Raw genomic sequence first — 12,008 nt, 5'->3', positions numbered from 1 at the left:
AAGCCGAAAGCGAGGAAAGCGAAGCCGCCGAAACGGTGTGCTAAGCTGGAAACGCGAAAGCGAAACAAAAGAAACACGGCAAAACAGCAACACAAGCTACACACTGAACGTTAAACGCCCGGAGGGCGCGGTTGACTCCGCACCGAAGGAAGCGTCCGTTCCTTGAGAACTCAACAGCGTGCCAAAAGTCAACGCCAAAGAAACACCCCCGGCGCTGAGCGTCTTCCCACTCGGGGAGCAGCGGTCAGTGTTGGTGGTTCCTTTGAAGAAAATCCTGGGTCCTGTCAGTGGGCCCAGGTCACAGCAAGGACGCCGGCGACATACCTGGATTATTCCTCCGGGAGAGTCGCCGCTCACTTATTGTGTTCCACCGGATTACCGGTGAACATCAATGGAGAGTTTGATCCTGGCTCAGGACGAACGCTGGCGGCGTGCTTAACACATGCAAGTCGAACGCTGAAGCCCTTCGGGGTGGATGAGTGGCGAACGGGTGAGTAACACGTGGGCAACCTGCCCTGCACTCTGGGATAACTTCGGGAAACCGGAGCTAATACCGGATAACATCCTCCTCCGCATGGTGGGGGGTTGAAAGTTCCGGCGGTGCAGGATGGGCCCGCGGCCTATCAGCTTGTTGGTGGGGTAGTGGCCTACCAAGGCGACGACGGGTAGCCGGCCTGAGAGGGCGACCGGCCACACTGGGACTGAGACACGGCCCAGACTCCTACGGGAGGCAGCAGTGGGGAATATTGCGCAATGGGCGAAAGCCTGACGCAGCGACGCCGCGTGAGGGATGACGGCCTTCGGGTTGTAAACCTCTTTCAGCAGGGAAGAAGCGAAAGTGACGGTACCTGCAGAAGAAGCACCGGCTAACTACGTGCCAGCAGCCGCGGTAATACGTAGGGTGCGAGCGTTGTCCGGAATTATTGGGCGTAAAGAGCTCGTAGGCGGCCTGTCGCGTCGGATGTGAAAACTCGGGGCTTAACCCCGAGCCTGCATTCGATACGGGCAGGCTAGAGTTCGGCAGGGGAGACTGGAATTCCTGGTGTAGCGGTGAAATGCGCAGATATCAGGAGGAACACCGGTGGCGAAGGCGGGTCTCTGGGCCGATACTGACGCTGAGGAGCGAAAGCGTGGGGAGCGAACAGGATTAGATACCCTGGTAGTCCACGCCGTAAACGTTGGGAACTAGGTGTGGGCGACATTCCACGTCGTCCGTGCCGCAGCTAACGCATTAAGTTCCCCGCCTGGGGAGTACGGCCGCAAGGCTAAAACTCAAAGGAATTGACGGGGGCCCGCACAAGAGGCGGAGCATGTGGCTTAATTCGACGCAACGCGAAGAACCTTACCAAGGCTTGACATACACCGGAAACATCTGGAGACAGGTGCCCCTTTTGGTCGGTGTACAGGTGGTGCATGGCTGTCGTCAGCTCGTGTCGTGAGATGTTGGGTTAAGTCCCGCAACGAGCGCAACCCTCGTTCTGTGTTGCCAGCATGCCCTTCGGGGTGATGGGGACTCACAGGAGACTGCCGGGGTCAACTCGGAGGAAGGTGGGGACGACGTCAAGTCATCATGCCCCTTATGTCTTGGGCTGCACACGTGCTACAATGGCCGGTACAATGAGCTGCGATACCGCGAGGTGGAGCGAATCTCAAAAAGCCGGTCTCAGTTCGGATCGGGGTCTGCAACTCGACCCCGTGAAGTCGGAGTCTCTAGTAATCGCAGATCAGCATTGCTGCGGTGAATACGTTCCCGGGCCTTGTACACACCGCCCGTCACGTCACGAAAGTCGGTAACACCCGAAGCCGGTGGCCCAACTCGCAAGAGGGGGAGCCGTCGAAGGTGGGACCAGCGATTGGGACGAAGTCGTAACAAGGTAGCCGTACCGGAAGGTGCGGCTGGATCACCTCCTTTCTAAGGAGCACATAGCCGAATGTGACCATCTGTGTCACACGGTTGCTCATGGGTGGAACGTTGACTATTCGGTCCGTGACTGGACCCTGATTCGCAAGTACTGCCCGCGAGGGCGTGGAAAGCGATGGCGGGTAAGGGAGCGGGTCGGGCACGTTGTTGGGTCCTGAGGGAATGGGCCCGGCCCCACAGTCTTCGGGCTGTTGGGGCTGGTCTGTTGTCTCGGGAAGGTTCCGATCCTCGGACGGTCTTCGAACCGCCAGTCGCAAGATTGGTAGGCGTGGCCATGGTGTCTGTGGGAATCGGTTGTTGTTTGAGAACTGCACAGTGGACGCGAGCATCTGTGGCCAAGTTGTTAAGGGCGCACGGTGGATGCCTAGGTACCAGGAACCGATGAAGGACGTGGGAGGCCGCGATAGGCCCCGGGGAGCTGTCAACCGAGCTGTGATCCGGGGGTGTCCGAATGGGGAAACCCGGCAGTCGTCATGGGCTGTCACCCGCACCTGAATATATAGGGTGTGTGGAGGGAACGCGGGGAAGTGAAACATCTCAGTACCCGCAGGAAGAGAAAACAACCGTGATTCCGAGAGTAGTGGCGAGCGAAATCGGATGAGGCTAAACCGGTCACGTGTGATACCCGGCAGGGGTTGCGTGATCGGGGTCGTGGGAGTGTGCTTGATCGGTCTGCCGGCCGGTCGGCGAGTCAGAAACCGTACATGTAGTCGAAGGACATGCGAAAGGTCCGGCGTAGAGGGTAAGACCCCCGTAGACGAAACATGTGCGGCTTGCTTGCGCATTTCCCAAGTAGCACGGGGCCCGAGAAATCCCGTGTGAATCCGGCGGGACCACCCGCTAAGCCTAAATATTCCCTGGTGACCGATAGCGGACTAGTACCGTGAGGGAAAGGTGAAAAGTACCCCGGGAGGGGAGTGAAATAGTACCTGAAACCGTGTGCCTACAAGCCGTGGGAGCGTCGTCATCCGCGTTTAGTCGTGGGTGGCCGTGACTGCGTGCCTTTTGAAGAATGAGCCTGCGAGTTTGCGGTGTGTGGCGAGGTTAACCCGTGTGGGGTAGCCGTAGCGAAAGCGAGTCCGAACAGGGCGATTGAGTCGCGCGCCCAAGACCCGAAGCGGAGTGATCTAGCCATGGGCAGGGTGAAGCGCGGGTAAGACCGTGTGGAGGCCCGAACCCACCAGGGTTGAAAACCTGGGGGATGACCTGTGGTTAGGGGTGAAAGGCCAATCAAACTCCGTGATAGCTGGTTCTCCCCGAAATGCATTTAGGTGCAGCGTCGTGTGTTTCTTGCCGGAGGTAGAGCACTGGATTGTTGATGGGCCTCACCAGGTTACTGAGATAAGCCAAACTCCGAATGCCGGTAAGTGAGAGCGCGGCAGTGAGACTGCGGGGGATAAGCTCCGTGGTCGAGAGGGAAACAGCCCAGAGCACCGACTAAGGCCCCCAAGCGTGCGCTAAGTGGGAAAGGATGTGGAGTCGCAGAGACAACCAGGAGGTTGGCTTAGAAGCAGCCACCCTTGAAAGAGTGCGTAATAGCTCACTGGTCAAGTGATTCCGCGCCGATAATGTAGCGGGGCTCAAGCGCACCGCCGAAGTCGTGTCATTCGTGCATATAGCCAAGCCTTCGTGGTTCAGGCGTACGGATGGGTAGGGGAGCGTCGTGCAGCGAGTGAAGTCGCGGTGGAAACCAGCGGTGGACGCTGCACGAGTGAGAATGCAGGCATGAGTAGCGAATCACACGTGAGAAACGTGTGCGCCGGATGACCAAGGGTTCCTGGGGCAGGCTAATCCGCCCAGGGTAAGTCGGGACCTAAGGCGAGGCCGACAGGCGTAGTCGATGGACAACGGGTTGATATTCCCGTACCCGCTACGATGCGCCAGCGCTGAACCTCGTGATGTTAAGGCCGTGAAGCCGCCGGGATCCTTCGGGTGAACGGTTTTGGTGGAGCCGCCGAACCAATCGGGTAGTAGGTGAGCGATGGGGTGACGCAGGAAGGTAGTCCAGCCCGGGCGGTGGTAGTCCCGGGGTAAGGGTGTAGGGCGTTGTGTAGGCAAATCCGCACAACACGAGCCTGAGACCTGATGCCGACCCGATTGTGGGGAAGTGGATGATCCTATGCTGCCGAGAAAAGCCTCTAGCGAGTGTCGTGGCGGCCCGTACCCCAAACCGACTCAGGTGGTCAGGTAGAGAATACTAAGGCGTTCGGGTGAACTGTGGTTAAGGAACTCGGCAAAATGCCCCCGTAACTTCGGGAGAAGGGGGGCCATTGTTGGTGAGGAGACTTGCTCTCCGAGCTGGTGGTGGCCGCAGAGACCAGCGAGAAGCGACTGTTTACTAAAAACACAGGTCCGTGCGAAGTCGTAAGACGATGTATACGGACTGACGCCTGCCCGGTGCTGGAACGTTAAGGGGACCGGTTAGCTCTTCGGGGCGAGGCTGAGAACTTAAGCGCCAGTAAACGGCGGTGGTAACTATAACCATCCTAAGGTAGCGAAATTCCTTGTCGGGTAAGTTCCGACCTGCACGAATGGCGTAACGACTTCTCGACTGTCTCAACCACAGGCCCGGTGAAATTGCACTACGAGTAAAGATGCTCGTTTCGCGCAGCAGGACGGAAAGACCCCGGGACCTTTACTATAGTTTGATATTGGTGTTCGGTTCGGCTTGTGTAGGATAGGTGGGAGACTTTGAAGCTTTGACGCCAGTCAAGGTGGAGTCATCGTTGAAATACCACTCTGGTCGTGCTGGATGTCTAACCTGGGTCCGTGATCCGGATCAGGGACAGTGTCTGATGGGTAGTTTAACTGGGGCGGTTGCCTCCTAAAGGGTAACGGAGGCGCCCAAAGGTTCCCTCATCCTGGTTGGCAATCAGGTGTCGAGTGTAAGTGCACAAGGGAGCTTGACTGTGAGACCGACAGGTCGAGCAGGTGCGAAAGCAGGGACTAGTGATCCGGCGGTGGCTTGTGGAAGCGCCGTCGCTCAACGGATAAAAGGTACCCCGGGGATAACAGGCTGATCTTCCCCAAGAGTCCATATCGACGGGATGGTTTGGCACCTCGATGTCGGCTCGTCGCATCCTGGGGCTGGAGTAGGTCCCAAGGGTTGGGCTGTTCGCCCATTAAAGCGGTACGCGAGCTGGGTTTAGAACGTCGTGAGACAGTTCGGTCCCTATCCGCTGTGCGCGTAGGAGTCTTGAGAAGGGCTGTCCCTAGTACGAGAGGACCGGGACGGACGAACCTCTGGTGTGCCAGTTGTTCTGCCAAGGGCATGGCTGGTTGGCTACGTTCGGGAGGGATAACCGCTGAAAGCATCTAAGCGGGAAGCTTGCTTCGAGATGAGGACTCCCACCAACTTCGGTTGGGTAAGGCCCCCGAGAGACGATCGGGTTGATAGGCCGGGTGTGGAAGCCCTGTAAGGGGTGGAGCTGACCGGTACTAATAGGCCGAGGACTTGTCCTCAGTTGTTACGCGTCCACTGTGTGGTTCCCGAACCGCAATCGGTTTCGGGGAACCCGTTTTGATAATTGAATCACCGCATGTGATTTCTGGTTCACCGAACGGCCCTATTGTTGGGTTCGATGGTTTTCCGGTGGTCTTGGCGGAGAGGAAACGCCCGGTCTCATTCCGAACCCGGAAGCTAAGCTCTCCAGCGCCGATGGTACTGCACTCGAAGGGGTGTGGGAGAGTAGGACGCCGCCGGAATTTACGTGTGAAAGGCCCATCCCGAACAGGGATGGGCCTTTTGCGTTTCCCGGGCAATCCCGGGGTTCCCGGGGATTCCCCGGGGGTGCGCCGGCTCTTGGGTTCCGAGCTGCAGTGCGGTTTCGGTGGGCTTGGGCGCGGGTGGCTTTGTGCTCACCGGTCGGCGTGGCCTGGTGGAGATCGGCCCGGTCCCAGGGTCACCGGCGGTCAGGAGCCCTGGGCTCCCCGGCAAGACACGGGTGTTGCTTGCCGGAAAAGCGCTGGCAACGGCGCGGTGGGATGGGCGGCCCGGTCAGGTCCGCCGGGGAACCTTCCCGAGTGGGTCGCGCGTTCTCGGCCGGCGGTCGCGCTTGGATGGGCAGCGGGTGGCTTTGTGCTCACCGGTCGGCGTGGACCGGCGGAGAACAGCCCGGTCCCACGGTCACCGGCGGTCAGGAGCCCTGGGCTCCCCGGCGAGAGACAGGCCTCGCCCGCGGAGAAAAGCGCTGACAACGGCGCGGTGGGATGGGCGGCCCGGTCAGGTCCGCCGGGGGGCCTTCCCGGGTGGGCCGGGTGTTCTCGGCCGGCGGTCGCGCTTTGGTGGGCAGCGGGTGGCTTTGTGCTAACCGGTCGGCGTGGACCGGCGGAGATCGGCCCGGTCCCGGGGTCACCGGCGGTCAGGAGCCCTGGGTTTCCCGGCGAGAGGCGGGTGTTGCCTGCGGAGAAAAGCGCTGGCAACGGCGGAGCGGGTGGGCGGCCCGGTGAGGTTCGCCGGGGAGCCTTCCCGAGTGGGCCGGGTGGTTTCGGCGTGCGGTGGGCGTTCGGTGGCGAGGGCGGGGGGAAGTGGGGCGGGGAGTGGGCGGTTTCGGTCGCCGGAGTGCGAAATCCCGCCCGCAGAACGCGTTTTCACCGGCCGGTGATGCAAAACCGCAGGCCGGCGAAAGACTGCGGGTTGGAAAGCGTCTCGGGATCCGGATCGGGACCCGCCAGGCCCCCGAAGGAGTCTCCTCCCGGCCGACCCGACCCGAAACGCCCACCGAAACGGCCCGACCCACCCGGGAGGGTCCCCCGGCGAACCCTTCGGGAGACACGCCGGGTGGAGACGCTCCCAGGGGACTGGGAGGGTCTCCACCCGGATCGCGGAACCGCTCCTGGCGCACCGATTCTCTCCGACCTGCGGTTTTGCGCGACAGGACGGCGAAAGCGCCTGTCGCGGGCGGGGTTTCGCACTCCGGCGACCAAAATCGCCCACTTCCCCTGCCCTCGCCACCGAACGCCCACCGCGCGCCGAAACCACCCGGCCCACTCGGGAAGGTCCCCCGGCGGACCTGACCGGGCCGCCCACCCCTCCGCGCCGTTGCCAGCGCTTTTCTCCGCAAGCAACACCCGCCTCTCGCCGGGAGGCCCAGGGCTCCTGACCGCCGGTGACCGTGGGACCGGGCTGATCTCCGCCGGTCCACGCCGACCGGTGAGCACAAAGCCACCCGCGCCCGACCCGACCAAGACGCACCGCACGCCGAAACGGCCCGGCCCACTCGGGAAGGTTCCCCGGCGGACCTGACCGGGCCGCGCACCTCTCCGCGCCGTTGCCAGCGTCTTTCTCCGCAGGCAACACCTGCGTCTCGCCGGGAGGCCCAGGGCTCCTGACCGCCGGTGACCCTGGGACCGGGCTGACCTCCACCAGACCCCGCCAACCGGTGAGCACAAAGCCACCCGCGCCCAACCCCACCAAGACGCAACCCCCACGTCCCGCCCACGCGCCCCCCGATTGCCCCGGCCCACACAACCTCATCCCCGACCGCCCCCACCCACGTCGCCCGTCGCCCGCCGCTCGCGGCTCGTACCCTCGAAGTCCCAGGTGCAGGTAACAGACCATGTTCGGGAAGGTGTGCCGGTGGTTGACTCACGGCAGGGCACAAGTAGCGGGAACAGCGGGAACAGCGGGAACAGCGGGGACGGCAGGAATAGCGGGAACAACAAGGCCCGCCAGGCCCCAAAGGCCGACGCGCCCGACGCCAACCGCGCGCCCGACGCCACCCCCGCGCCCCGCGGCGACATCGGTCTGTTCGGGCCCGATTCGGTGACCTGGCAGTTGCATGCCGATCCGGTGATGTGGGTGGCCGGTGTCCGGGCGCTCTACCTCCAGGCGCTGCATCCGCGGGCTGTGCGCGGGGTCGTGCAGAACTCCGATTTTCGCAAGGACCCCTGGGGGCGGTTGATGCGGACCGCGGACTTCGTCGGGGTCACGACCTACGGGACGCGGGCGGAGGCCGAGCGGGCGGGGGCGCGGGTGCGGCGGATCCATGCCGTGATCAAGGCGGTCGATCCGGACACGGGGCAGCCGTACCGCATAGACGAGCCGGAGCTGCTGCGCTGGATCCACTGTGCCGAGGTCGGGTCGTATCTGTCGGTCGCCCGCCAGGCCGGATTCCCGCTCACCGACGAGCTGGCCGACCTGTACCTGGACGAGCAACGCCGCTCGGCGGAGTTGGTCGGGCTGCCAGCCGACGAAGTGCCGGGCTCGTTGGTCGAGCTGGATCGCTACTTCACCGGGATCCGGCCCGAGCTAGCGATGTCCGACGAGGCCCGGAGCGTCTTCGACTTCCTGCGTCGGCCGCCGGTGCCGTTCGTGCTCGTGCTCGGCCGCGAGGTGTTGTGGCGCCAGGTCGCGGAGTTGGCGTATGCGGCGTTGCCGCGGTGGGCGAAGGATCTGTACGGGCATCGCGGGCTGCCGTCGGCGGTGGCCGGGCCCGGGCTCAAGGGGCTGCGTCGGGTCGTGGGGGCGGCGACGCCGGTGATTCGCGCGGTGTACCCGTCGCCGCACATCAAGGGCGCGATGGAGCGGCTCGGGCCCGAGGTCGAGCCGTCGGCCGCGCGGCTGCCCGAGGTCGTCGTTGTCACGCAGACCACAGCGGGGGAGCCCGCCAATAAGTAAGGTGCCCTTTCTTTCTGCGCGCGCTGCCGTCACAATGTCAGACATTGTCAAGTAACCGGGCAGCTCGAAGGGAACCGCACGTGGCGAACGGCTTCTGGGCCCATGCGCAGGCCAATCCGGACCGGCTCGCGCTGGTCGACCCCGATGGCGCCGAGTGGACCGCGGGGGAGTTGTACGCGGCGTCGAACCGGCTCGTGCACGGGCTGCGGGCGGCGGGTCTGAGCACCGGCGACGTCTTCAGTGTGATCCTGCCGAACTGCGCCGAGTACATCGTGGCGTACATGGCGGCGGCACAGGCCGGGCTGTACATGGTCCCGGTGAACCACCACCTGGTCGGTCCCGAGATCGCCTGGATCCTCGCGGACAGCGAGTCCAAGGTGGTGATCGGCCACGAGCGGTTCGCGGACACGATCGTCGCCGCGGCGGACGAGGCGAAGGTGCCCGCGCAGGCGCGGTTCGCGGTCGGCGCGGTGCCCGGCTTCCGGCCGTTCGCCGAACTGACCGAGGGCCACTCGGCGGAGCCGCCGGCCGAGCGCAGCGTCGGCATGACGATGAACTACACGTCCGGCACCACCGGCCGCCCGCGCGGCGTGCGCCGGCCGCTGTCCGGGGGATCGCCCGAAGAGGCCCGCTACGGCGGCACGTTGCTGATCTACGGCGTCAAGCCGCACGACGACAACGTGCACCTGGTCGGCTCGCCGCTCTACCACACCGCCGTGCTCCAGCACGCGCAGCAGTCGCTGCACATCGGCCACGGCGTGGTGCTGATGGAGAAGTGGCGGCCGGAGGAGATGTTGCGCCTCATCGACCGCTACCGGGTCACCCACACGCACATGGTGCCGACCCAGTTCCACCGACTCCTGCAACTGCCCGACGAGATCAAGGCCAAGTACGACGTGTCGTCCATGCGGCACGCCGTGCACGGCGCCGCACCCTGTCCCGATCACGTCAAGCGGCGGATGATCGAGTGGTGGGGGTTGTGCGTCGAGGAGTACTACGCCGCCAGCGAGGGCGGCGGTACGTTCTGCTCCGCGCAGGAGTGGCTGGATCGGCCCGGGACGGTGGGCAAGGCGTGGCCGATCAGCGAGATCGGCATCTTCGACGACGACGACAACCGGCTGCCGGCCGGCGAGATCGGCACCGTGTACATGCTGATGCGGGCCGGGAAGTTCCAGTACCACAAGGACGAGGAGAAGACCCGCAAGGGCCGGATCGGCGACTGGTTCACCGTCGGCGACGTGGGCTTGCTCGACGAGGACGGCTATCTGTACCTGCGCGACCGCAAGATCGACATGATCATCTCCGGTGGCCAGAACATCTACCCCGCCGAGATCGAGAGCGCGCTGCTGCGGCACCCCGCGGTCGGTGACGTGGCGGTGTTCGGGATCCCGCACGAGGACTGGGGCGAGGAGGTCAAGGCGGTCGTCGAGGCCAACGAGGGCTTCGTCGCCGGCCCCGAGCTGGCCGCGGAATTGCTCGCGTTCTGTGCGGAGCAGCTCGCCACGTACAAGCGTCCGCGTACCGTCGATTTCGTCGACGCGATGCCACGCGACCCGAATGGGAAGTTGCAGAAGCGGCGGTTGCGCGATCCCTATTGGGAGGGTCGCGAACGGGCGGTCTGAGACGGAATACGAATACACCGCCCGGGAATTCCCGGGCGGTGTATTCGGCGTTCTCCTCGACCCGCCGATCGGTGCGACGAATCTTTTCGAACCACGTTTCGTGTTCCGCGTTCGGTGTTCCGAGCTCCGCTAGGCGGATTCGGGCGCACTTTCCGGCGCGGATGCCACCGCGAGTGCCCATTGCAGATCGGGCTTTCCGGTGGGCGTGCGCACGGTCTGCTCGACGGTGCGCATGACCCTGGGCACCTTGTATCCGGCAATCTTGGTGCGGCAGTGCTCCTGGACGTCCGCCAGGCTCGGCGTGCGACCCTCGCGCGGCTGTACGACCACCGCGACGGTCTGGCCCCAACGTGGATGCGGGACGCCGACCACGATCGCGTCGTAGACCTCGGGGTGGGACTTGACCGCGCCCTCGACCTCCTCGGTGAAGATCTTCTCGCCACCCGAGTTGATCGTCGCCGAGCCGCGGCCCAGCAGCGTGATCCGGCCGTCGCCCTCCAGCCGGGCGTAGTCGCCGGGCACCACGTAGCGGGTGCCGTCGGGGCCGGTGCGGAAGACCTCGGCGGTCTTGACCGGATCGCCGAGGTAGCCGAGCGGGATGTTGCCCTTGCGGCCGAGTCGGCCCACGACCCCGGCGGGCAGCGGGTTGAGGTCCTCGTCCAGGACGACCGAGTCGGGGACCGCCTTGACGGTGATCCCGCTCTGCTGCTCGGTCTGCCCCTTGACCGCGACGCCCACGCCGTTGGCGCCCGACTCGGAGGCGCCGATCGCGTCGCTGACCACGATGCCCAGGCGCTCCATGAACTCCTCCTTCAGCGACGGCGAGAACAGCGCCGCGCTGGAGGACAGGGCGAACAGGGAGGACAGGTCGTACGACTCGCGCCCGTCGCGCGGTTCGGCGAGTGACTCCAGCAGCGGGCGGGCCATCGCGTCGCCGGTGATCAGGATGACGTTGACCTTCTCGGCGACCACGGTCTCCCACACGCTGTGGGCGTCGAACTTGTCGATCAGCACCACGCGGTGGCCCTTGGCCAGGTTCTGCAGCACTCCCCACTGGGTCGCACCGTGCATGAGGGGCGCGATCGGGAAGGTGGTCATCTGGCCGTTGCGGCCCTTCTCGACCATCTCCTCGGGCCGGGATATGCGCTGACCGTTGGTGGGGTCGATGCCGCCGCCGAGGGCGAAGATCACGTCCTCCTGGCGCCACACGACGCCCTTGGGCAGGCCGGTGGTCCCGCCGGTGAACAGCAGGTAGAGGTCGTCGGCCGAGCGCGGCTCGAAGTCGCGCTCGGCCGAGCCGGCCGCCATCGCGTCCTCGTACCGCACCGCGCCCAGCGACTCGGCGGTGACCCCGTCCGCGGCGGGCTCGGAGCCGTCCTCGACCACGATCAGGTGACGCAGCGAGGCGACCTTGGGCGCGACCTCGGCGACCCGGTCGGCGAACTGTCGCTGGAAGACCAGCGCGACCGGCTTGGCCTGGTCCAGCAGATAGGCCAGCTCATCCGCGACATAGCGGAAATTCACATTGATGCAGACGGCCCGGATCTTGTAGATCGCGAGCATCGCCTCCGCCCATTCGATGATGTTGAAGGCGTAGACCGCGACATGGTCGCCCGGCTGCACGCCGGAGTCCCGGAGGTGATGGGCGAGGCGATTCGCCCGCTCCTCCAGAAGGGCATATGTGCGGCGTTCACCGTTCGCGACGATCGCCTCGCGTTCGGGGTATTCCCCGGCCGCGCGCTCGAAGAGGTCGGCAAGGTTGAATTCCATGGGCGGAGCGTAAGGCGTGAGCCGGGCGATATTCCAGAGGCAATATCGTTTGGATGGCCTCGGGAAACTGTGACAC

At 64.4% G+C, this 12,008-nt stretch carries 3 protein-coding genes and 3 rRNA genes; 5 read left to right on the top strand and 1 reads right to left on the bottom strand.

Going from position 1 to position 12,008, the window contains the following annotated elements; all coding sequences use genetic code 11:
* The first annotated feature begins 388 nt into the window (after positions 1–388).
* From ACZOOI_RS03780 to ACZOOI_RS03760, 5 genes are all read left to right on the top strand, one after another.
* Positions 389–1,912: ribosomal RNA gene (locus tag ACZOOI_RS03780) — 16S ribosomal RNA — on the top strand.
* Between the two features lie 342 nt (positions 1,913–2,254).
* A 23S ribosomal RNA gene (locus ACZOOI_RS03775) occupies positions 2,255–5,383 on the top strand.
* Between the two features lie 126 nt (positions 5,384–5,509).
* Positions 5,510–5,626 (top strand): 5S ribosomal RNA (rrf, locus tag ACZOOI_RS03770).
* Together the 16S, 23S and 5S rRNA genes form the textbook arrangement of a ribosomal RNA operon.
* A 2,035-nt stretch (positions 5,627–7,661) precedes the next feature.
* Positions 7,662–8,540 carry an oxygenase MpaB family protein gene (locus ACZOOI_RS03765; protein ID WP_465281105.1) on the top strand — a complete coding sequence of 293 codons (879 nt, stop codon included), beginning with the start codon at positions 7,662–7,664 and terminating at the stop codon, positions 8,538–8,540.
* An 80-nt stretch (positions 8,541–8,620) separates the two neighbouring features.
* Positions 8,621–10,162 (top strand): acyl-CoA synthetase, encoded by a 1,542-nt coding sequence (locus tag ACZOOI_RS03760; protein WP_465279387.1) that lies wholly within the window; start codon positions 8,621–8,623, stop codon positions 10,160–10,162.
* 129 nt (positions 10,163–10,291) lie between these two features.
* Here the strand turns inward: ACZOOI_RS03760 and ACZOOI_RS03755 are convergent, their stop codons facing one another.
* Positions 10,292–11,932, bottom strand: coding sequence for an acyl-CoA synthetase (locus ACZOOI_RS03755; RefSeq protein WP_465279386.1), 1,641 nt, complete (start codon positions 11,930–11,932; stop codon positions 10,292–10,294).
* Positions 11,933–12,008 lie beyond the last annotated feature (76 nt).

The sequence above is a fragment of the Embleya sp. L77 genome (assembly GCF_055557415.1).
Note: the sequence above shows the minus strand (reverse complement) of the source record. Positions and strands in the feature narration are given on the sequence as shown.